The organism is Pseudomonas mosselii (assembly GCF_005796105.1).
In the GTDB taxonomy this organism is placed as follows: domain Bacteria; phylum Pseudomonadota; class Gammaproteobacteria; order Pseudomonadales; family Pseudomonadaceae; genus Aquipseudomonas; species Aquipseudomonas mosselii_C.
Map to the genome: position 1 here is coordinate 132,957 of NZ_VAUO01000004.1, position 22,716 is coordinate 155,672.

Annotated in this window: 19 protein-coding genes; 3 read left to right on the forward strand and 16 right to left on the reverse strand. The window is 60.9% G+C overall.

The window, feature by feature from the left end; translation table 11 throughout:
* Positions 1-8 precede the first annotated feature (8 nt).
* The 16 genes from FEM01_RS11295 to mtnA form a co-directional block, all read right to left on the reverse strand.
* Positions 9-1,250: a lipopolysaccharide biosynthesis protein gene (locus FEM01_RS11295; RefSeq protein ID WP_171030944.1), complete on the reverse strand. Its 1,242-nt coding sequence runs from the start codon at positions 1,248-1,250 to the stop codon at positions 9-11.
* The gene (gene cysC, locus FEM01_RS11300) at positions 1,234-1,878 is read right to left on the reverse strand and encodes an adenylyl-sulfate kinase (RefSeq protein ID WP_138219520.1); all 645 of its coding nucleotides are present in this window, start codon (positions 1,876-1,878) and stop codon (positions 1,234-1,236) included. The genes FEM01_RS11295 and cysC overlap by 17 nt, the downstream gene beginning before the upstream one ends.
* A gap of 90 nt (positions 1,879-1,968) precedes the next feature.
* The gene (locus tag FEM01_RS11305; protein ID WP_138219521.1) at positions 1,969-3,057 is read right to left on the reverse strand and encodes a DegT/DnrJ/EryC1/StrS family aminotransferase; all 1,089 of its coding nucleotides are present in this window, start codon (positions 3,055-3,057) and stop codon (positions 1,969-1,971) included.
* Positions 3,054-3,635 carry a UDP-2-acetamido-3-amino-2,3-dideoxy-D-glucuronate N-acetyltransferase gene (gene wbpD / locus FEM01_RS11310; protein ID WP_138219522.1) on the reverse strand — a complete coding sequence of 194 codons (582 nt, stop codon included), beginning with the start codon at positions 3,633-3,635 and terminating at the stop codon, positions 3,054-3,056. Before wbpD ends, FEM01_RS11305 begins: the two co-directional genes overlap by 4 nt.
* Before the next feature lie 7 nt (positions 3,636-3,642).
* The gene (gene wbpB / locus FEM01_RS11315; protein ID WP_138219523.1) at positions 3,643-4,593 is read right to left on the reverse strand and encodes a UDP-N-acetyl-2-amino-2-deoxy-D-glucuronate oxidase; all 951 of its coding nucleotides are present in this window, start codon (positions 4,591-4,593) and stop codon (positions 3,643-3,645) included.
* A 16-nt stretch (positions 4,594-4,609) separates the two neighbouring features.
* A complete protein-coding gene (gene wbpA / locus FEM01_RS11320; protein WP_138219524.1) occupies positions 4,610-5,923 on the reverse strand; it encodes a UDP-N-acetyl-D-glucosamine 6-dehydrogenase in 1,314 nt (437 codons plus the stop codon).
* A 175-nt stretch (positions 5,924-6,098) separates the two neighbouring features.
* Positions 6,099-7,526, reverse strand: coding sequence for an MBL fold metallo-hydrolase RNA specificity domain-containing protein (locus tag FEM01_RS11325; protein ID WP_138219525.1), 1,428 nt, complete (start codon positions 7,524-7,526; stop codon positions 6,099-6,101).
* Between the two features lie 104 nt (positions 7,527-7,630).
* On the reverse strand, positions 7,631-7,894 hold the full coding sequence (locus FEM01_RS11330; RefSeq protein WP_138219526.1) for a LapA family protein: 264 nt from the start codon (positions 7,892-7,894) through the stop codon (positions 7,631-7,633).
* Between the two features lie 20 nt (positions 7,895-7,914).
* The gene (gene ihfB / locus FEM01_RS11335; RefSeq protein ID WP_138219527.1) at positions 7,915-8,211 is read right to left on the reverse strand and encodes an integration host factor subunit beta; all 297 of its coding nucleotides are present in this window, start codon (positions 8,209-8,211) and stop codon (positions 7,915-7,917) included.
* A gap of 196 nt (positions 8,212-8,407) precedes the next feature.
* Entirely contained in the window at positions 8,408-10,084 is a 1,677-nt protein-coding gene (gene rpsA, locus FEM01_RS11340; RefSeq protein WP_138219528.1) for a 30S ribosomal protein S1, read from the reverse strand.
* Between the two features lie 124 nt (positions 10,085-10,208).
* Complete coding sequence (cmk, locus tag FEM01_RS11345) at positions 10,209-10,895, reverse strand: (d)CMP kinase (protein WP_138219529.1); 687 nt, start codon at positions 10,893-10,895, stop codon at positions 10,209-10,211.
* Positions 10,892-13,132, reverse strand: coding sequence for a bifunctional prephenate dehydrogenase/3-phosphoshikimate 1-carboxyvinyltransferase (locus FEM01_RS11350; protein WP_138219530.1), 2,241 nt, complete (start codon positions 13,130-13,132; stop codon positions 10,892-10,894). Before FEM01_RS11350 ends, cmk begins: the two co-directional genes overlap by 4 nt.
* Positions 13,133-13,215: 83 nt before the next feature.
* Positions 13,216-14,310 carry a prephenate dehydratase gene (gene pheA / locus FEM01_RS11355; RefSeq protein WP_138219531.1) on the reverse strand — a complete coding sequence of 365 codons (1,095 nt, stop codon included), beginning with the start codon at positions 14,308-14,310 and terminating at the stop codon, positions 13,216-13,218.
* On the reverse strand, positions 14,310-15,395 hold the full coding sequence (gene serC, locus FEM01_RS11360; protein ID WP_171030945.1) for a 3-phosphoserine/phosphohydroxythreonine transaminase: 1,086 nt from the start codon (positions 15,393-15,395) through the stop codon (positions 14,310-14,312). Before serC ends, pheA begins: the two co-directional genes overlap by 1 nt.
* A 226-nt stretch (positions 15,396-15,621) precedes the next feature.
* Entirely contained in the window at positions 15,622-18,411 is a 2,790-nt protein-coding gene (gyrA, locus tag FEM01_RS11365; protein ID WP_138219533.1) for a DNA gyrase subunit A, read from the reverse strand.
* Between the two features lie 260 nt (positions 18,412-18,671).
* The gene (gene mtnA, locus FEM01_RS11370) at positions 18,672-19,748 is read right to left on the reverse strand and encodes an S-methyl-5-thioribose-1-phosphate isomerase (protein WP_138219534.1); all 1,077 of its coding nucleotides are present in this window, start codon (positions 19,746-19,748) and stop codon (positions 18,672-18,674) included.
* Positions 19,749-19,858: 110 nt separating this feature from the next.
* Between mtnA and FEM01_RS11375 the strand changes: the two genes are divergently transcribed.
* The 3 genes from FEM01_RS11375 (at position 19,859) to mupP (ending at position 22,621) form a co-directional block, all read left to right on the forward strand.
* Positions 19,859-21,184: a TRZ/ATZ family hydrolase gene (locus FEM01_RS11375; RefSeq protein ID WP_138219690.1), complete on the forward strand. Its 1,326-nt coding sequence runs from the start codon at positions 19,859-19,861 to the stop codon at positions 21,182-21,184.
* Between the two features lie 64 nt (positions 21,185-21,248).
* Positions 21,249-21,947 carry a bifunctional 2-polyprenyl-6-hydroxyphenol methylase/3-demethylubiquinol 3-O-methyltransferase UbiG gene (gene ubiG / locus FEM01_RS11380; protein WP_138219535.1) on the forward strand — a complete coding sequence of 233 codons (699 nt, stop codon included), beginning with the start codon at positions 21,249-21,251 and terminating at the stop codon, positions 21,945-21,947.
* Between the two features lie 2 nt (positions 21,948-21,949).
* Positions 21,950-22,621, forward strand: a complete 672-nt coding sequence (gene mupP, locus FEM01_RS11385; RefSeq protein WP_138219536.1) for an N-acetylmuramic acid 6-phosphate phosphatase MupP — start codon at positions 21,950-21,952, stop codon at positions 22,619-22,621.
* The last annotated feature ends 95 nt before the right edge of the window (positions 22,622-22,716 follow it).

Consider the following 22,716-nt stretch of genomic DNA (forward strand, 5'->3'; position numbering starts at 1 on the left):
ACGGCACTTTACCGAGCACTGGCATAAAGAACGGTAAAGAACCCTAAATAAAAAACCGACAGCAGACCGCTCATCCAGCGCAGCATGGCTTCAACACTCAAGTCGTTCCAGGACGCGACGATCACCACGGTAAAAGACAACGCCAGAAGCACCAGATTGGCGACAAGGCCGATCCAATTGTTCTGCAGAATCTGATTGGTAGAGCTGAGCGGCGAAACCCAAAATCGGATCCAGAACAGCGGCGCCAGAATTTCTGCATACGTACCTGCCACCCGCCAGTTCTCGCCAAATACCCAGGCGAACAAAGGCTCAGCGAACAGGTAGATGACCAGAAACGGGGGTATGGAAATCGCCAGCAAACGCAACCAGGCGGCTCGAAACGAGCGACGCATGTTGCCACTTTCTCGCAGTTCGACACTCGCGCGCTGGTAAAAGACCTGGCCGATGGCACTGCCCACTACCGCCGAGGGGGCAGCCAACACACGCTGCACCAGGTTATAGAAACCTAGTGCAGCCAGCGAATAAAAGGTCGACAGCAGGAAGCTCAAAACGTTGACCGAGATGCCGTTAGCCAAGGTCGCCCACATCGAATACTTGGGGAAGTCTCGATAGCGATAAGCCACCTGCTTCAGCGACATGCAGGTGGGTTTGTCTCCATGACAGTCGCCAGCCGCAGGCCTGGCCAGCCCAGTAATGAAACCCAAGGTTCCCAACAGGTGACCGATGACAAGCCCGGTCATTCCAGTACTTGCGAACCCACCGACCACCTGAGCACCGCTCATGCCAAAGGACTTGAGCACGTTCGCGCGCGCGAGTGTGGAGAACTTTTTGCGCCTGCACACCAAGGCCGAAAAAATCGCGCCAAGCGTCAACGACCAAACTGCCAACGGTAGCCAAGGCAAAACATCAGCAAGGGTTTGGTCACCCACCATGGCTGCAACGGTGCTCTTCCAGAACAGGCAAGGCACGATCAGCAGCAGACAGAAAAAGGAAGCAATAATGCCGCTCAACCACGCCAGTGACTCAGCCTCCTCCTGACGCTCTGGAAGCATGATCGCCATTTCATAACGCGCAGCTGCAATGCCGCCCAATACAGTGGTAATCGCGACGAAAAGTGCAAACCCACCGAGTTGCTCTGGAGAAAACAAGCGCGTCAGCACAGGGCTGATAGCAATTGGGACGGCTTGAGCTACTAACGTTCCCGACGCAAGGGCAATAAAACTCCGATTGAAATCACCGATCGACTTCAAATTCACGATCCTTGATGCGACTCGACAACAACCCAAGCAACTGGATAATACTCATGCGGATCGACTCACCCTGAGCGCCCACTACGCACTCAGGGGCCAGCGGCGTTTCATAAGGACTGTCGACACCCGTGAAATCCTTGATGACACCTTCGCGCACTTTGCGATATAGCCCCTTAGGGTCGCGCTGTTCGCATTCAGCCAATGGTGTGGCGACGTGCACTTCGAAAAAATCCCCCTCAGCAAACAATGCACGTGCAGCAGCACGATCACTGGCAAAAGGCGAAATGAAGGCCGCGATGGTTATCACTCCAGCGTCCACCAACAACTTGGCGACCTCCGCAACGCGCCGAATATTTTCGCTACGGCTCGCATCACTCATGCACAAGTCTTTGCATAAGCCATGGCGTACATTGTCGCCATCAACCAGCATGGTGTGATAACCCTGACGAAACAGTTCGGCTTCCAGGGCATTGGCAAGCGTTGACTTTCCAGACCCTGACAATCCGGTGAACCATATGCACAGCGAACGCTGCTTCTTAGCAGCAGACCGCATTTTCGGTGTAACGGTAGTGCGGTTCCAGATCACTTCAGCTTCGCTGTCGTTCTCCTTGCGCTCGTATGGATCCATAAAAGTTCTCTCGTAGAATCACCGGCCTGTTGTTCAGGCCGGTCTGATGCTTACGAAGGCTGCACAAAGCCGCCATACAGCAAACAACATTTAACCAACGGCACTGGCCACCGCATCGACAATGACACCGGTGACCTGAGCATCCAGATAAGGATGCATAGGCAGGCTGATTACCCGTGTGGCGATAGTATCGCCCACTGGCAAGTGCGCATGCTCATCGGCGACAGCTGGCTGTCGGTTCAGCGGGATGGGATAGTGAACCGCAGTTGGCACACCCGCTGCCTTCAAGCTCGCCTGCACCTGGTCACGATTTTCCACTTGAAGGGTAAATTGCGCCCAGGCACTCTCGTTGTATTCCTCAACGTGCGGAGCAACCACCCCCACATCGGCTAACAAGGCAGCGTACCTTTGAGCAACCACTTGGCGCTGTTCGAGTTCTTGCTCGAAGATATCCAGTTTAGGCAGCAAAATGGCGGCCTGCAGCGTATCCAGACGGCTGTTCACCCCCACCCTGACATGATGGTAGCGACGGTCCTGGCCATGCCGGGCGATCTGCAGCATCACCTTGGCCAATGCTTCATCATTGGTGAAGATCGCACCGCCGTCGCCATAGCAGCCCAGAGGCTTGCTCGGGAAAAAGCTGGTACATGCAATGGTGGTCAAGTTGCAAGAACGCCGCCCCTTGTAACGAGCACCAAAACTCTGCGCCGCGTCCTCGATCACCGGGATGCCATGCCTGGCAGCAATCGTATTGATAGCATCGTAGTCGGCGCACTGACCATACAGGGAAACCGGAATGATAGCCTTGGTGCGCGGCGTGATTACCGCTTCCAACAGTGCTGGGTCGAGGTTGCAGGTACGTGGATCGACGTCCACGTACACAGGCTTCGCGCCCAGTAACGCCACGGTTTCGGCAGTCGCGATGTAGGTGAAACCAGGTGTGATGACCTCGTCACCCGGCCCGATCCCCAGGGCCATCTGGGCGATCTGCAAGGCATCGGTGCCATTGGCGACACTGATGCAATACTTCGCACCGACGAACGCCGACAGGCGCTCTTCCAGCTCTGTTACTTCAGGGCCAAGGATATATTGGCCGTGGGACATGACGTGTTGGATGGCAGCGTCGATACGCTCCTTGATCAGCGCCTGCTGCGCCTTGAGGTCGATGAATTCAATCATGCGGTTTCCTTGCTCACGACGTTGCCAGCAAGCACATAACGCGCACCACTATGAGCGCATTGCACTTGAGCCTGACCGGTCAATGGCAGTTCGAGCTGCTCGCCGAACTCACTCATCCAGCCGATTTGACGAGCAGGCACACCAACCATCAGTGCGTACGCCGGCACATCCTTGTTAATCACCGCCCCTGCGCCGACGAAAGCGAACTCGCCAATCGTCACGCCGCACACGATGGTGCAGTTGGCCCCCAGCGTGGCCCCCTTGCGCACCAATGTGTCGCGATACTCACTCTTGCGCTCGATCAACGAACGCGGGTTGTAGACATTGGTAAAGACCATGCTCGGACCACAGAACACGCCTTCCTCCAGGGTGACGTTGTCGTACACCGACACGTTGTTCTGGATCTTGCAGTGATCGCCAATGCTGACCTTGTTACCCACGAACACGTTCTGCCCCAGCGACACGCCCTTGCCGATGCGAGCGCCGGCGCAAACGTGCACGAAATGCCAGACCCGGGAGCCGTCACCGATCTGCGCGCCCTCATCGACGATGGCAGAGGCATGTACCTGATAGTTCATGCAGACCTCAGCGCTGGAGGGTTTCGAGGAACGGATGGCCCTCACCCGGTTGCGGCGCGACGATCGGGGCCGAACGAATCGTGTTCACCGTTTCCACGCAATGCCTTGCATCTTCGATGCCATAGCCACGACCGGCAAGGATTTCCTGGTAGCTGGTGGTGTGCAGGTCGGTGAAACCCTCGGAGAACTCCATTTCCTCGCCATCGACGGTAATCGAGCGATAAGTCGGCTTCTTGCCCTTGACCGACTCAGGCAGATCACCCGCATCGATGGACAGGAACCAGCGCACCCGTGCCTTCTCATACTCCAGGTAACCGGCGGCCTTGTAATCATTAGCGAAGTGCACGACGTTGCGTTGCAGCTTGCCGAAGATGAAGTGCAGCATGTCGTAGAAATGCACGCCAATATTGGTAGCGACACCAAAGGATTTGCGCGGATCACCCTTCCAGCTCTCCATGTACCACTTGCCGCGCGAGGTGATGTAGGTCAGTTCGACCTCGTACTTGCCATCCCGATGCTCATTCGCAACTTTGCTCTTCAGATCGAGAATGGCTTGGTGGTGGCGCAACTGCAAGATGTTGTACACACGCTTGCCGGTTTCCTTTTCGACCTGGGCAAGCTCGTCAAGAATTTCCGGGGTTGGCACCAAAGGCTTCTCGCAGATCACATCGCAGCCAAGGCGCAGGCCCGCAGCGATATGGGCATGGTGCAGATAGTTGGGCGAGCAGACCGCGACATAGTCCAGGGCGGTGGCCGGGTCGCGCTTGATGCGGTAGGCATGCTCGGCAAAACGCTCGAACTCGGTGAAGAACTCACTTTGCGGCGACAGGCTATCGATGATGCCTACCGAATCGTTGATGTCGTAGGCCGACACCAGCTCATTGCCGGTATCCTTGATGGCGCGCATGTGGCGTGGTGCGATGTAACCAGCGGCACCGATGAGGGCGAAACGTTTCAAAAGCAATACTCCTGAATCAAGCCTTGATGATGTGGTCAGCCGGTGCGCGGTACTTGCCGCGGCTGTCGATAACCAGTCGTGCGTGCTGTTTGATCAGCTCGTAGTCGAACTTGTCGTGATCGGTTGCCAGGACCACCGCATCGAACGAAGCCAGACTTTGTGCTGTCAATGCCACGCTGGACAGATCGAAATGGTGTTCGCGCATTTTCGGGAAGACCGGCACGTGCGGGTCGCTGTAGGCAACCACACAGCCCTTAGCTTCAAGCAGTTCCATGATTTCCACCGACGGCGATTCGCGCATGTCGTCGACGTTCTTCTTGTAGGCGATACCCAGCACCAGGACCTTGCTGCCCTTGAGCGCCTTGGCCGACTCGTTCAGACCATCCATCAGCTTGCCGACCACATACTCCGGCATCGCCTGATTCACTTCACCGGACAATTCGATGAAACGCGTGTGCAAGCCGTACTCACGGGCCTTCCAGGTTAGGTAGAACGGGTCGATCGGGATGCAGTGCCCACCCAAGCCAGGGCCGGGATAGTACGGGGTGAAGCCGAACGGCTTGGTGGCGGCGGCATCGACGACCTCGAAGATGTCGATCCCCATGCGATCGGCGACGACCTTCATCTCGTTGACCAGGCCGATGTTCACCGCGCGGTGGATGTTCTCCAGCAGCTTGGTCATCTCGGCAGCCTTGGTCGAGCTGACCTGCACCACACGATCGATGGCCTGCTCGTACAGCGCAACGCCCACTTCCAGGCACGCAGGGGTGTGACCACCTATCACCTTTGGAATAGTGCGGGTTTCAAAGTTGGGGTTGCCCGGGTCTTCGCGCTCTGGCGAGTAGACCAGGAAAATGCTTTCGCCTACCACTAGGCCGCCCTGCTCGACGCGTGGCAGCAGCTCTTCCTCGGTCGTACCTGGGTAAGTGGTGCTTTCCAGCGACACGACCTGCCCGGCACGCAGGTAGGGGCGGATCGCCTCGGTGGTGTTGATCACGAAGCTCATGTCCGGCTCGCGATACTTGTTCAAGGGGGTCGGCACGCACAGGATCAGTGCATCGCACTCGGCCACGCGCTGGAAATCGCACGTGGCTTCGAAGCCACTGCTGCGGGCTGAGGCAATCTGCGCAGCGGGAATGTGCTCGATGTAGCTCTCACCGGCATTCAGGCGTGCGGTCTTGGACGCGTCGATATCGATACCCAGCACCCGATAACCAATGGCGTTGTAGCGCAGCATCAACGGCAAGCCCACGTAACCGAGGCCGACGATGCCGATCAACGCCTCCCGGCTCTTGAACCTGGCGATGGTTTCCTGCTTGGTAACCGACATACTGAGTAACTCCCCTTGCATTACGCTTGAACGGCTCAAGCACCGATCGCGGGCGCATGCATGCGCGCCGAAATTTAAACGGCGTATTATGCCCTTACTGCGTCGCGAAGGCTTCTGAAAATTAGGGGCGCGACAGTCGGTACCACAACACACAACCCCATCAGCGCCCGAGCACTCAGGGAATCGCCACCTCGATCGGGTGAGCGAGGCGCGCATGGGTGGTTTTCAACGCCTCGGCCAATGCCCGTTTCGCCTCCTGCTCGCCATGCACCAACACCACTCGCCCCGCCGGCTCACGCCCACCTAGCGCAAAGCGCACCAACCCCGCCTGATCCGCATGCCCGGAGTACCCACTCAACGTCATCACCTTGGCGCGAATGTCGTACATCTGCCCATCAAGATCGATCTGCACGAAGCCTTCTGCCCCTTCACTGGCCTGGATCACCGCGCCCGGCGTGCCCTTGGCCTGATAGCCCACGAAGATCACTTCATGCCGAGGGTCCCCCAGCATGGCCTTGAGGTAGTTGACGATACGCCCACCCGAGCACATGCCATTGCCAGCGATGACAATCGCCGGCCGCCCCGTACTCTTGAGATGATTCACCACCTGTTGATGCTGGGCATGACTGTCAATGGTGATGAGTTGACGGAACCCCAACGGTTCACGGCCCTGCAGCAAACGACCGCTGGCTTCGGCCCGCCAGTACTGGTGCAGCTCCCGATAGACAGCGGTGATGCGCCGCGCCAAGGGCGAATCGAGAATGACCGGCAACCGCGACCACTGGCGGAAGTTGCCTTCCACCCTACCACCAGGCTCGTTCAGCAGCGCCTTGCGGTGAAGGATGTCCTCCAGCTCATACAGCAACTCCTGGGTTCGCCCCAGGCTGAAGGCTGGAATAAGAATCGTGCCTTCATCGGCCAGCGCCCTGTCGATCGCCACTTCGAGCGCCTTGCGCCGCTCGCTGCGGTCTGGGTGCAAGCGGTCGCCGTAGGTGCTTTCGAGCACCAGCAGGTCAGCCCGCTCAGGTGGCGCCAATGGGCGCAGCAGTGGATTGTCGGGCGCCCCCAGATCCCCCGAGAAAACCACTCGCAGCGCCGCCTCACCTCGTCCGATCTCGCACTCTACATAGGCCGAACCGAGCAGGTGCCCCGCTCGCTGAAGGCGTATCGCGCAGCGCATATCAGGCCGCTCCACGACCACATGCCACTGATCGAAGGCCAGCGCAACGATACGCGCCTGTAAGAACTCCAGGTAGCGGGCGACATGCGAGGGCTCACGACTGATTTCGAGCTTGTAGGCGTCCTCGAGCACCAACGGTAGCAACTTGGCAGAAGGTTCGCTACAAAAGATTGGGCCACGAAAGCCAGCAGCAAAGAGCGCCGGAATGCGACCGATATGATCCAGATGCACATGAGTGACGATGAGCGCCTGGATACCCGCTACATCGAAGCCAAGCGCGCCCCAAGACTCTCCACGGGCATCCTGGCCCTGCTCCAACCCGCAATCAATCAGCAGGCTGGTGGAGTCATCGAGGTGCAGTTGGTGACAGGAGCCTGTGACACCACGGGTGCCACCATGATGAGAGATGGAGGGAAGTATCATTGCACAGCGTCCTTTGCGGCCCAGGGAAGAAGTGCGCCATTAAGTCACTTCACCCCTCTACGACAAAGACTGCGAACGCACCACCTCAGGTAGGAAATGTCTGCTTAGCGTCCAGCCAGCGCTTCACGGCGAGCACTCGCCCGGATATTGCGCTTACCGCGCATCAATCCATAAGCCCCGAGCAGCGGACCTATCGCCAGGCCTAGCACCAATGCGGCGATTACCAGCACCGCAACCGGCACCTCCGGCGCCGCCCAACCGAACAGTACCAGGGAGACTGCCTGCTGATTTTCCAGCACGAAAAACAACACGACCGCTGCCAATAGCAGCACGAACAGCGCCAGAATGGCACGTTTGAGGTTACGCATCAGTCTGTTCCTTTGCCGACTCAGGTGACTTCATGCTCTTCTTCATTGACCCGGTCACGCAATTCCTTGCCAGGCTTGAAGTGAGGCACATACTTGCCTTCGAGGCTGACCGACTGGCCGGTCTTGGGATTGCGCCCTACCCGTGGAGCACGGTAGTGCAGTGAAAAGCTGCCAAAGCCGCGGATCTCGATACGATCACCAGTGGCCAAGCATTGTGACATCTGCTCAAGCATGGTCTTGATGGCCAGTTCCACGTCCTTGGACGAGAGCAGCCCCTGATGGGTGACAATACGTTCGATCAGCTCCGACTTCGTCATATTTTTCCCTTCGTTATCAAGCAGCTAGATCATTGCTTAACCAGTTTGTAGCACGCTCGGGCAGATTTGAACAGGGCGCTTCTTGACTAAACAAAAAAATTCAAGATTGGCGCAGGCAAAAACCAGTGCGCTACCCGAAAAACACACAAAAAAAGGGTGGCCCGTAGGCCACCCTTTTTCACCGATCAAACAGAACTCAGTTCTGTTTGGCCATTGCTTCGCGCAGCAGCGCAGCCATGGTGGTATCGGCAGCCGCTTCCGGAGCGTTCTTCAGGCTCTGGATGGCTTCGCGCTCTTCAGCATCGTCCTTCGACTTGATGGACAGGCTGATGACGCGGGACTTGCGGTCGACGCTGATGATCTTAGCTTCGATCTCTTCGCCTTCCTTCAGCACGTTACGGGCGTCTTCAACGCGGTCACGGCTGATTTCGGAAGCTTTCAGAGTGGCTTCGATGTCGTCGGCCAGGGTCACGATAGCGCCCTTGGCGTCAACTTCCTTGACGATACCTTTGACGATAGCGCCCTTGTCGTTGACAGCAACGAAGTTGGAGAACGGATCGTCTTCCAGCTGCTTGATGCCCAGGGAGATGCGCTCGCGCTCCGGATCAACCGACAGGATGACGGTTTCCAGCTCGTCGCCCTTCTTGAAGCGACGCACGGCTTCTTCGCCAGCTTCGTTCCAGGAAATGTCGGACAGGTGAACCAGACCGTCGATGCCGCCGTCCAGGCCAATGAAGATACCGAAGTCAGTGATCGACTTGATGGTACCGGTGATCTTGTCACCCTTGTTGAACTGGCCGGAGAAGTCTTCCCATGGGTTCGATTTGCACTGCTTGATACCCAGGGAGATACGACGACGCTCTTCGTCGATGTCCAGAACCATGACTTCCACTTCGTCGCCAACCTGAACGACTTTCGACGGGTGGATGTTCTTGTTGGTCCAGTCCATTTCGGAAACGTGCACCAGACCTTCAACGCCTTCTTCCAGCTCAGCGAAGCAGCCGTAGTCGGTCAGGTTGGTGACGCGAGCAGTCACACGAGTGCTCTCTGGGTAACGGGCTTTGATAGCAACCCATGGGTCTTCACCCAGTTGCTTCAGACCCAGCGAAACGCGGTTGCGCTCGCGATCGTACTTCAGGACCTTGACGTCGATCTCGTCGCCAACGTTGACGATCTCGGACGGATGCTTGATACGCTTCCAGGCCATGTCGGTGATGTGCAGCAGACCATCGACGCCGCCCAGGTCAACGAATGCACCGTAGTCGGTGAGGTTCTTGACGATACCTTTGACCTGTTGGCCTTCCTGCAGCGATTCCAGCAGAGCTTCGCGCTCGGCGCTGTTTTCGGCTTCCAGGACGCTGCGACGGGAAACGACAACGTTGTTGCGCTTCTGGTCCAGCTTGATGACCTTGAATTCCAGCTCTTTGCCTTCCAGGTGGGTGGTGTCGCGCACGGGGCGGACATCAACCAGGGAGCCCGGCAGGAACGCACGGATGCCGTTAACGTCGACAGTGAAGCCGCCTTTAACCTTACCGTTGATAACGCCCTTGACCACTTCTTCAGCAGCGAAAGCAGCTTCCAGAACAATCCAGCACTCGGCGCGCTTGGCTTTTTCACGGGACAGCTTGGTTTCGCCAAAGCCGTCTTCGACCGCGTCCAGCGCAACGTGAACTTCGTCACCGACCTTGATGGTCAGCTCGCCAGCTTCGTTGATGAACTGCTCGAGCGGGATGACGCCCTCGGACTTCAGGCCAGCGTGAACGGTAACCCAGTCGCCGTCGATGTCGACGACGATACCGGTGATGATGGCACCCGGCTGAAGATTGAGGGTTTTCAGGCTTTCTTCAAAGAGTTCTGCAAAGCTTTCGCTCATTTTAATTCCTGTAGATTCGGGCGAAACAAACGCCCATCGCCACACTCCAGACAATGTGGGTTTCGTTTAAGTAAAGAAAAGCCGGCAGGACGATGACTGGTGCCCCTGCCCGCTCTCCTCTCCATCAGAGGAGGTCGCGCAATGCGAGCTCGCTTCTGATGCGTTGCAGCACCTGCTCAATGGACAACTCCGTGGAATCCAGCTGAATGGCATCGGCCGCCGGCTTTAGCGGGGCCACTGCACGCTGGGTATCACGCTCATCGCGCGCACGGATCTCATCTAGCAGACTTGACAGACTAACATCTTCGCCCTTGCCCTTCAACTGCAGGTAGCGGCGGCGGGCGCGCTCCTCGGCACTGGCGGTCAGGAACACCTTGAGCGGTGCATCGGGGAACACCACAGTGCCCATGTCGCGACCGTCGGCAATCAACCCCGGTGCCTCACGAAATGCGCGTTGACGCTGCAGCAATGCTTCGCGCACCGCTGGCAGCGAGGCGACCATCGAGGCCCCCGCGCCGACCGTCTCAGTGCGGATCACGTTGCTGACATCCTCACCTTCGAGAATGATCTGCTGCAACTTGCCCGGCTCAGCGGCGATGAACTGCACATCCAGATGGGCCGCCAACGCCTTGAGCAACTCTTCGTTGGTCAAGTCGACGCCGTGATTGCTGGCATTGAACGCCAGCAAGCGGTAGAGCGCGCCGGAATCGAGCAACTTCCAGCCCAGCTCGCGGGCCAGCAAGCCCGCGACGGTGCCCTTGCCCGAACCGCTCGGCCCGTCGATGGTGATAACCGGCGCCAAGAGGTTCACGAGCTGGCCTCTTCTGCGACGCGAATGCCCACTTCCTTGCACAGCGCCAGGAAGTTGGGGAACGAGGTGGCGACGTTGGCACAGTCATGGATCGTGATCGGCGCACTGGCACGCAGCGACGCGATACTGAAGGCCATGGCGATACGGTGATCGCCGTGACCGTGCACTTCACCGCCACCGATCTGGCCGCCATCGATGATGATGCCGTCTGGGGTCGGTTCGCATTTAACGCCCAAGGCAATCAGCCCATCGGCCATCACCTGGATACGATCGGACTCCTTCACGCGCAGCTCCTCAGCGCCACGCAACACGGTACGCCCTTCGGCGCAGGCCGCAGCGACGAACAGCACCGGGAATTCATCGATGGCCAACGGTACGAGGTGCTCAGGGATCTCGATGCCCTTGAGCTTCGCCCCGCGCACCCGCAGATCAGCCACCGGCTCACCGCCAACTTCACGTTGGTTTTCCAGGGTGATGTCACCGCCCATCAGGCGCAGGATATCGATCACACCGGTACGGGTCGGGTTGATACCAACATGCTCCAGCACCAGCTCCGAGCCTTCGGCGATGGACGCGGCCACCAGGAAGAAGGCTGCCGAGGAAATGTCAGCCGGCACTTCGATACGCGTAGCGGTCAGCTTGCCGCCCGCCTGCAGCGAGGCGACCGGGCCATTGGACGACACCGAATAACCAAAGCCGCGCAGCATGCGCTCGGTGTGGTCACGGGTAGGCGCAGGCTCGGTGACGGTAGTAGTGCCTTCGGCGTACAAGCCAGCCAGCAGCAGGCAGGATTTGACCTGGGCACTGGCCATCGGCAGCGTGTAGTCGAGGGCTTTGAGCGTGCGCCCGCCACGAATGGTCAGCGGCGGACGCCCCTCAGGACCGGTTTCGACCACCGCCCCCATCTCGCGCAGTGGGTTGGCGACACGGTTCATCGGACGCTTGGACAGCGAAGCGTCGCCGGTCATGGTGACGTCGAACGGCTGCGCGGCCAGCAAGCCGGACAGCAGGCGCATCGAGGTGCCCGAGTTGCCCAGGTAGATCGGACCGGGCGGCGGCTTCAGGCCATGCAGCCCGACACCGTGAATGGTGACGCGGCCGTGATGCGGGCCTTCGATGACCACACCCATGTCGCGAAACGCTTGCAGCGTGGCGAGGGCATCTTCACCCTCGAGGAAACCTTCGACCTCGGTGGTGCCTTCGGCCAGCGAGCCGAGCATGATCGAGCGGTGGGAAATCGACTTGTCACCCGGTACGCGAATCCGTCCGGATACGCGGCCACCAGGTTGGGCCAGGAAAATCAGGTCGTTGGCGTTCATAGCGTCCACATAGGCCCGACGGGCCAGGATTTTACTGAAATGCTCGCGGGCAACCCGAGCGCGGGTGAACACACCCAGCAGTTGGTGCCCGTCCCCAGCATCGACCGCGTCGCGCAAGGCGTCGAGGTCGCTGCGAAATGTGTCAAGAGTGCGCAGGACCGCTTCCCGGTTGGCGAGGAAGATGTCATGCCACATGATCGGGTCACTGCCGGCGATTCTTGTGAAATCGCGAAAGCCTCCCGCAGCGTACCGGAAGATGTCCAGGTTTTCATTGCGCTTGGCCAACGAGTCGACCAGACCGAACGCCAGCAGATGTGGCAGATGGCTGGTGGCCGCCAGGACTTCGTCATGACGCTCCACCGGCATGTGCTCGACATCAGCATCCAGCGCACGCCACAGTCGGTCGACCAGCGCCAGTGCAGCCGGGTCGGTATCGGGCAGCGGCGTGAGAATAACCTTATGCCGACGGAACAAGGCAGCATTGGAAGCCTCCACCCCGCTCTGCTCGGAGCCGGCGATGGGATGACCAGGCACGAAGCGCGCCAGGCGCTCGGCAAAGGCCTCGCGAGCGGCACGTACCACGTTGCCCTTGGCACTGCCGACATCGGTGATAACCGCCGCCCCCAGATCGAGCTGCGCCAGTCGCGCCAGAACCTTCTCCATGGCCAGGATTGGCACCGCCAGCTGGATCACGTCGGCACCGACGCAGGCCGCCGCCAGGTCTTCCTCGCAGCGATCTACCACGCCCAGCACCACGGCCTGACGGCGCGACTCGGCATCCAGGTCGACCCCGACCACCTCACGGCACAGGCCGCTTTCACGCAGCCCCTTGGCGAAGGAGCCACCGATCAGGCCAAGGCCTACCACCACGAGCCGGCCGACGAGCGGCGCGGGATTGTTTGTTACAGCATTAACCACGAGTGCGAACCCTGTTCATGAATCCAGACAGTCTGTTGCCCTCTGCGTGGGCCGAGGCGACCCCGCAGAGGGCGCGCAAAGCCTTAGAGCACCGCCTTCGGATAGGACCCGAGCACCTTCAGTGCCACGGCTTCCTGACTGATCTTCTCCAGCACCGCCTTGATCAGCGGATCACGGTGATGACCGACGAAGTCGATGAAGAACACGTAGGTCCACTTGCCACTGCGCGACGGACGGGTCTCGATACGCGTCAGGTCAATGCCATTCTCGTGGAACGGTACCAACAGTTCATGCAGCGCGCCCGGCTTGTTGCTCATCGAGACGATGATCGAGGTCTTGTCGTCGCCCGTCGGCGGCACTTCCTGGCTGCCAATCATCAGGAAGCGCGTAGAGTTGTCCGGGCGGTCTTCGATCTTCTCGGCCAGACGCGTCAACCCGTACAGGTTTGCCGCCATGTCGCCCGCGATCGCCGCCGAGTTCCACTCGCCCTTGACCCGCTTGGCGGCTTCGGCGTTGCTGGATACCGCCACGCGCTCGACATTCGGGTAGTGAGCATCCAGCCACTTGCGGCACTGGGCCAGCGATTGGGCGTGGGAATAGATACGCGTGATGCTGTCGGTCTTGGTGCTCTCGCCCACCAGCAGATGGTGGTGAATACGCAGCTCCACCTCGCCGCAAATGACCATGTCGTGCTCGAGGAAGCTGTCCAGCGTGTGACTGACCGCGCCCTCGGTGGAGTTTTCCACCGGCACCACACCGAAGTTCACGGCACCGGCCGCCACTTCGCGGAACACTTCGTCGATGGCCGCCATTGGACGACTGACCACGGCGTGGCCAAAGTGCTTCATGGCCGCTGCCTGGGTGAACGTGCCCTCAGGGCCGAGATAGGCGACTTTGAGCGGTTCTTCCAAGGCCAGGCACGAAGACATGATCTCGCGGAACAAGCGCGCCATCTCTTCGTTACCCAACGGCCCGCGATTGCGCTCCATCACGCGCTTGAGCACGGCGGCTTCGCGCTCGGGACGATAGAACACCGGCTTCTCACCTTCAGCCAGCGAGGCAGTCTTGACCTTGGCCACCTCCTGGGCGCAACGGGCACGCTCACTGATCAGCTCGAGAATCTTCTCGTCGAGACTGTCGATGCGCACCCGCAGGGCCTTGAGCTCCTGATCGGACATCAGCCGTGCTCCTTCTCGAATTCAGCCATATAGGCCACCAGCGCCTCGACCGCTTCCAGGCCCAGGGCGTTGTAGATCGAGGCACGCATGCCACCGACCGACCGATGCCCCTTAAGATTGAGCAGGCCACGGGCATCGGCACCGGCCAGGAAAGCCTTGTCCAGACGCTCGTCAGCCAAACGGAAGGGTACGTTCATCCACGAACGGGCGTTATGGCTGATCGGGTTGGTATAGAAATCGCTGGCATCAATGTAGCCGTACAAGCGGTCTTTCTTGGCGCGGTTGCGCTGCTCCATGGCCGCGACGCCGCCTTGCTCCTTGAGCCACTCGAACACCAGGCCCGAGAGATACCAGGAGTAGGTGGCCGGCGTGTTGTACATCGAGCCGTTGTCGGCAGACACCTTGTAGTCGAGCATGGTCGGGCAGCTACTGCGAGCCCGCCCCAGCAGGTCCTCGCGCACGATCACCACCACCAGGCCGCTCGGACCGATATTTTTCTGCGCACCGGCGTAGATCAGGCCGTACTGCGACACATCGATCGGGCGGGAGAGAATGTCGGAGGACATGTCCACCACCAGCGGCACATCACCCGTCTCAGGCACCCAGTCGAACTGCAAGCCACCGATGGTCTCGTTGGACGCATAGTGGACGTATGCAGCGTTCTTGGTCAGGTTCCACTCATTCTGGCCAGGGATGGCCAGGTAGTCGAAGGGCTTGGCGCTAGCGGCAACATTGACGTTACCGAAGCGGCGCGCCTCTTCGATGGCCTTCTTCGACCAGATACCGGTTTCGACGTAGTCGGCGGTAGCGTTTTCCGGCAGCAGGTTCAGCGGAATCTCGGCGAACTGCTGGCTGGCACCACCCTGCAGGAACAGGATCTTGTAGTTGGAGGGGACGGACAGCAGATCGCGCAGATCCTGCTCGGCCTTTTCGGCGATGGCAACGTAGTCATCGCTGCGATGGCTCATTTCCATCACCGACAAGCCCTTGCCACGCCAGTCCAGCATTTCGGCCTGGGCACGCTGCAGGACAGCGTCAGGAAGCGCGGCAGGGCCTGCGCAGAAGTTAAAGGCTCGTTTGCTCACATCCACTCTCGCTCTGCCAAATAGAACAAATCGTAAATCTGTAGGCCACGCCACCCCTGTAGAAGCGGCCTGGTGCCCCGAAGGGCTGCATAGCAGCACCACTGAAACCTGGGGCCGCTTCGCGCCCCTTTCGCGGCACCAGGCCGCTCCTACAGGTTCAGCGTTGCCTGCCGTAATCAGTCAAACGGGGCGACCTTGGTCGCCCCGCTCGGGTTGTAGCACTTGCTTACTCTTGCGGCGCCTCTTCAGCGCCGGCGCTGTCGTCATCTGCCACGTCCAGCACGTCGGCGGCGATGGCGGTAGCGACGTCAACGATGACATCATCGATGTCGCCGAGATCATCGACATCGTCCTCGGAGGGCTCCTGAACGCGCTCCAGACCAACCAGCGTCTCGTCGGCAGCCAGTTTGATCAGCGTCACGCCTTGGGTATTACGCCCCAGGCTGGACACTTCACCCACCCGCGTGCGCACCAGCGTGCCTTGGTCGGAAATCAGCATGATCTCCTCGCCTTCCTGCACCTGGATCGCGCCAATCAACAGGCCGTTGCGCCCCTTGGTGCCCATCGCGATGACGCCCTGGCCACCACGACCGCGACGTGGGAATTTCGACAGCGGCGTGCGCTTGCCGAAGCCACGCTCCGAAGCGGTGAGGATCTGCGCGCCGGACTCAGGAATCAGCATCGAGATGATGCGCTGACCTTTGCCCAGCTTCATGCCGCGCACGCCACGGGCGTTACGGCCCATCTCGCGCACCACGCTCTCAGCGAAGCGGATCACCTTGCCGGCGTCGGAGAACATCATGACTTCCTTGGCGCCGTCGGTAATGGCCGCAGCGATCAGGGTGTCACCTTCCTTGAGCTTGAGGGCGATCAGGCCATTGGAGCGCGGACGGGCGAACTGCACCAGCGGGGTCTTCTTGACCGTACCGGAAGCGGTGGCCATGAAGATGTAGGCTCCGGTCGGCTCGGCGGCCCACTCAGCGGTATCGCCGTCTTCCTCGTCGACTTCCTCGGCTTCGATCACCTCGCCTTCGAGCACGGCGTCTTCGACCTCATCCAGATCCTCGTCGGCACCTGCGCTCTGCTGAAGGGCCTCCAGATCGATCTGCAGCATCGCCGTGATGCGCTCGCCCTCTTCAAGCGGCAGCAGGTTGACCATTGGGCGACCGCGCGCGGCACGGGACGCCTCAGGAATATCGTAGGTCTTGAGCCAGTAGACCTTGCCCTTGCTGGAGAACAGCAGCAACGTGGCATGGCTGTTGGCGACCAGCAGGTGCTCGATGTAGTCCTCGTCCTTGACGCCAGTGGCCGACTTGCCCTTGCCACCGCGGCGCTGGGCCTGATAGGCCGTCAGCGGCTGGGTTTTCGCGTAGCCGCCATGGGAAATGGTCACCACGCGCTCTTCTTCGGGGATCATGTCGCCGTAGTTGAGGTCGTGGCGGGCATCGAGGATTTCGGTGCGACGCGCATCGCCATATTCGGCGCGAATCGCTTCGAGTTCTTCGCGAATCACTTCCATCAGGCGCTGGGCGCTGCTGAGGATGCGGATCAGCTCACCGATCTGCTCGAGGATCTCTTGGTACTCGGCCAGCAGCTTCTCGTGTTCCAGACCAGTCAGGCGGTGCAGACGCAGATCCAGGATCGCCTGGGCCTGTTCTGGTGACAGGTAGTACTTGCCCTCACGCAGGCCATATTGCTCCGGCAGGTCTTGCGGACGGCAGGAGTCGGCACCGGCGCGCTCGACCATCAGTTGCACGGCACTGGATTCCCAGGCGGTGCTGATCAGCGCTTCCTTGGCCTCGGATGGCGTCGGCGAGGCCTTGATCAGGGCGATGACCGGGTCGATGTTGGACAGCGCGACCGCCTGGCCTTCGAGGATGTGGCCACGCTCGCGGGCTTTGCGCAGCTCGAACACGGTACGGCGGGTCACCACTTCACGGCGGTGACGAACGAACGCTTCGAGCAGATCCTTGAGATTGAGCAAGCGCGGACGACCGTCGATCAGGGCGACGATGTTGATGCCGAACACGCTTTGCAGCTGGGTCTGCTGATAGAGGTTGTTGAGCACCACCTCCGGCACCTCGCCGCGACGCAGCTCGATGACGATACGCATACCGTCCTTGTCGGACTCGTCGCGCAGCTCGGTGATGCCTTCGATCTTCTTCTCTTTGACCAGTTCGGCGATCTTCTCGATCAAGCGTGCCTTGTTCAACTGGTAAGGCAGCTCGGTGACGACGATCTGCTGGCGACCACCGACCTTGTCGATGTCTTCGATTTCCGAACGGGCACGCATGTAGATGCGCCCACGGCCAGTGCGGTAGGCCTCGATGATGCCCTGGCGACCGTTGATCAAGCCGGCAGTGGGGAAGTCAGGGCCCGGGATGAACTGCATCAGTTCATCGACCGTGATGTCAGAATTGTCGATCAGCGCCAGGCAGCCATCGATCACTTCGCCCAGGTTGTGCGGCGGAATGTTGGTGGCCATGCCCACGGCGATACCACTGGAGCCGTTGACCAGCAGGTTGGGGATCTTGGTCGGCATGACCGCCGGGATCTGTTCGGTGCCATCGTAGTTGGGCACCCAGTCGACGGTTTCCTTGTGCAGGTCGGCCAGCAGCTCGTGGGCCAGCTTGGCCATGCGCACTTCGGTGTAACGCATCGCGGCGGCGTTGTCGCCGTCCACCGAGCCGAAGTTGCCCTGACCGTCGACCAGCAGGTAACGCAGCGAGAACGGCTGCGCCATACGCACGATGGTGTCGTACACAGCCGTGTCGCCGTGCGGGTGATACTTACCGATCACGTCACCGACCACACGGGCGGATTTCTTGTACGGTTTGTTCCAGTCGTTGCCCAGTTCGCTCATCGCGTACAGCACGCGGCGATGCACGGGCTTCAAGCCGTCACGTGCATCGGGCAGCGCTCGCCCGACAATCACGCTCATCGCGTAGTCGAGGTAAGACTGTCTCAGTTCGTCTTCGATATTGACCGGGAGGATTTCTTTGGCCAGTTCGCCCATGAGAAGCCTGATTCCTTTTTCTGGTGAAACTTCGCCTGATCCCTCGAAGGACGAACGAAGCTCGCCGCCGCAGCGTTAGTAAGGTGCGACGACATACGACAAATCAATGAGTTGTGCCATGGATCTGCGCAATGAAGACCGCGCGCCTGGGCGGCCTTGGAAACTGCCGGATGTTACCACAAAGGCTGGGCGCATGGGAGATATGGCAAGGGGCCGCACCAGCGGCTGACCCCATCCCCCTGCAACCTTTCACAGCCCCGTCAATGCAGGCGCTTGCGACACACCAACTGAGCGATTTTCGCCGCATCTGGCCGCTCGACCACGCCTTTTTCGGTGACGATCACATCGATCAGGTCAGCCGGAGTCACGTCCACCACCGGATTGTAGGCGTCTACATCGGCCGTTACCTGGATACCTTCCACCTCCAACAGCTCTTCCACGCCACGCACTTCCAGCGGAATGTCTTCACCGGTGGCCAGATTAAGATCGATGCTGGTGCTCGGCGCCACCACCATGAAGCGCAGGCCGTGGTGCATCGCCGCCACGGCCATCTGGTAAGTACCGATTTTCGCCGCCACATCGCCATTGGCCGCGATGCAGTCGGCCCCCACCACCACCCAGGTAATGCCTTTGGTCTTCATCAGATGCCCGGCGGCAGCATCGACCACCAGCGTCACCGGCAGACCATCCAGGGCCAGCTCCCAGGCCGTCAGGCGCGAGCCCTGCAACCAAGGGCGCGACTCGCAGACATATACCTGCCCGACCATCCCCTCCAGCGCCGCGGCGCGAATCACGCCCAACGCAGTCCCAAAGCCGCCAGAGCCCAGCGCCCCTGCGTTACCGTGGGTGAGCAAGGTCTGCTCGCTGCCTTGGTGGCGGCGGATCTGCTCAAGGCCGAATTCGGCCATGGTCAGATTGGCCTCGCGGTCGCTGTCATGGATGGCGATAGCTTCAGCTTCCAGCGCCGCCAGGGCATCTTCACCCGCACGCAGGCGTTGCAGGCGCTCGCGCATGCGATTGAGCGCCCAGAACAGATTGGCCGGCGTAGGCCGGGTTTCGGCCAGCAGCATGAAGTCTTCCTCCAGCGCTTGCTCCCAGTCATCGCCTTCTGCCAGTCGCTCGCGCAGGGCCAGCACCAACCCATAAGCGGCGCAGATACCAATCGCCGACGCGCCGCGTACGGCCATATCGCCAATCGCCTCGGCCACTTGCACCACATCGACGCAGGTCAGCCAGTGCTGCTCGAGCGGCAACAGACGCTGATCGAGCAGGTGCAAGGCGCCATCGCGCCACTGGATGCCCGTCACCGTTTCTGCCGCCAAAAGTTGCTCGCGCATCGCCACTCCCCGCCAACCGACCATGAAAAGCCGGCGATTATAGCGACCCCCAGCCACAGGCGCTCGGGTATACTGCGCGTTTAACCGAACGATCCAGGTAGATGCCACGCATGCCCACCAACACGCCCCCTCTCGACCTGCTACTGGTGCCGCAATGGCTGGTGCCCGTCGAGCCGGCCGGCGTTGTGCTCAAAGGCCACGCACTGGGCGTACGTGACGGCCTGATCGCCTGGCTTGGCCCTCGTGAACGGGCCCCTGAGGCACAACAGGTGCGCGAGCTGCCGCACTGCCTGTTGAGCCCAGGGCTGGTCAACGCCCACGGCCACGCCGCCATGACCCTGTTCCGCGGCCTGGCCGACGACCTGCCGTTGATGACCTGGCTCAAGGAGCACATCTGGCCGGCCGAGGGCCGCTGGGTGAGCGAGGCTTTCGTGCGCGATGGCACCGACCTGGCCATCGCCGAGCAACTCAAAGGTGGCATCACCTGCTTCGCCGACATGTACTTCTTCCCACGCCAGGCCTGCGAGCGCGTGCACGCCAGTGGCATACGCGCGCAAATCGCCGCGCCACTGCTGGACTTCCCCATCCCCGGCGCCGCCACCGCACCAGAAGCCCTGCACCAGGCCATCGAGCTGTTCGGCGAACTGCGCGACCACCCGCGCATCCGCATGGCCCTGGGCCCGCACGCCCCATACACCCTCGGCGACGCCACCCTGGAGCAGATCCGCGTGGTCGCCGACCAGCTGGATGCCCCCGTGCACATGCACATCCACGAGACCGCCGATGAAGTCGAGCAGGCGCTCAAGGACAACGGCGAGCGCCCTCTGGCGCGGCTCGCCCGCCTGGGCTTGCTCGGGCCCAACCTGCAGGCGGTGCACATGACCCAGGTCAGCGACGAGGACCTGGCGCTGCTGGTAGAAAGCAACACCAGCGTGGTCCACTGCCCCGAATCCAATCTCAAGCTGGCCAGCGGCTTCTGCCCGGTGGAGCGGCTTTGGCAGGCCGGGGTCAACGTCGCCATCGGCACCGACGGCGCTGCCAGCAACAACGACCTCGACCTGCTTGGCGAAACCCGCACCGCCGCCTTGCTGGCCAAGGCAGTGGCTGGCTCGGCCACAGCGCTGGATGCCCACCGAGCCCTGCGCATGGCCACCCTCAATGGCGCACGCGCGCTGGGGCTGGAGACGCTTACCGGATCGCTGGAGCTGGGCAAGGCGGCAGACATCACCGCCTTCGATCTGTCGGGCTTGCTGCAACAACCGGTGCACGACCCGGTCTCGCAACTGATCTACGCCACCGGCCGTGACTGCGTGAAAGACGTTTGGGTCGCAGGCCAGCCATTGCTGCTGGACCGCCGCCTGACACGCATGGACGAACACGCGCTGAGCGCCAACGCTCGCGCCTGGGGCGCTCGCATTGGCGGGCGCGACGAATGATCGGCCGGCAGCTGCGGCTGTCGCCCTGTGACACTATTTATCAAAGCTTCAGAGGACTGTTCAGATGAGCAACGTCGACCACGCCGAAATCGCCAAGTTCGAAGCCCTGGCCCACCGCTGGTGGGACCGCGAGAGCGAGTTCAAGCCCCTGCACGACATCAACCCACTGCGGGTCAACTGGATCGACGAACGCGTGGGCCTTGCCGGCAAGCGGGTGCTCGATGTCGGTTGCGGCGGCGGCATCCTGAGCGAAGCCATGGCCCAGCGCGGCGCCAACGTGACCGGCATCGACATGGGTGAGGCCCCGCTGGCCGTGGCACAGCTACATCAGCTGGAGTCAGGCGTGCAGGTCGAGTACCGGCAGATCACCGCCGAAGCCCTGGCCGAGGAGATGCCTGGGCAGTTCGACGTGGTCACCTGCCTGGAAATGCTCGAACACGTACCCGACCCCTCGTCGGTGATCCGCGCCTGCTACCGCATGGTCAAGCCCGGCGGCCAGGTGTTCTTCTCCACCATCAACCGCAACCCCAAGGCTTACCTGCTGGCCATCATTGGCGCCGAGTACATCCTCAAGATGCTGCCGCGCGGCACCCATGACTTCAAGAAATTCATCCGCCCCTCCGAGCTGGGCGCCTGGAGCCGTGCCGCCGGCCTTGAAGTGAAAGATATCGTCGGCCTGACCTACAACCCGCTGACCAAGCACTACAAGCTGAGCACCGACGTCGACGTCAACTACATGATCCAGACCCTGCGCGAGGAATGAGCATGCGCTTGCGAGCAGTACTCTTCGACATGGACGGCACGCTGCTGGACACCGCGCCGGACTTCATCGCGATCTGCCAGGCGATGCTCGCCGACCGCGGCCTGCCGGCCATCGACGACGCGTGCATCCGCGACGTGATTTCCGGTGGCGCCCGCGCCATGGTGGCCGCCACCTTCGCCATGGACCCGCAGGCCGAGGGCTTCGAAGCCTTGCGCCTGGAGTTCCTCGAGCGCTACCAACGCGACTGCGCGGTGCACAGCAAATTGTTCGACGGCATGCCGGAACTGCTGGCCGACATCGAGCGCGGCAACCTGCTCTGGGGCGTGGTCACCAACAAGCCCGTGCGCTTCGCCGAGCCGATCATGCAGCGCCTGGGGCTGGCCGAGCGTTCGGCGCTGTTGATCTGCCCCGATCACGTGAAGAACAGCAAGCCCGATCCCGAGCCACTGATCCTGGCCTGCAAGACCCTGAACCTGGATCCGGCCAGCGTCTTGTTCGTCGGTGACGACCTGCGCGACATCGAGTCCGGCCGCGACGCCGGCACGCGCACCGCTGCCGTGCGCTACGGCTATATTCATCCGCAGGACAACCCCAACAACTGGGGCGCCGATGTGGTGGTGGACCACCCGCTGGAGCTGCGCAAAGTCATCGACAGCGCGCTGTGCGGCTGCTGATAAAGCTATGAGCTGCAAGCTTCGAGCTTCGAGCTGCAAGAGCAAGCAGATCGGCGTACGACCGGCTTTTTCTTGCAGCTTGCAGCTCGAAGCTT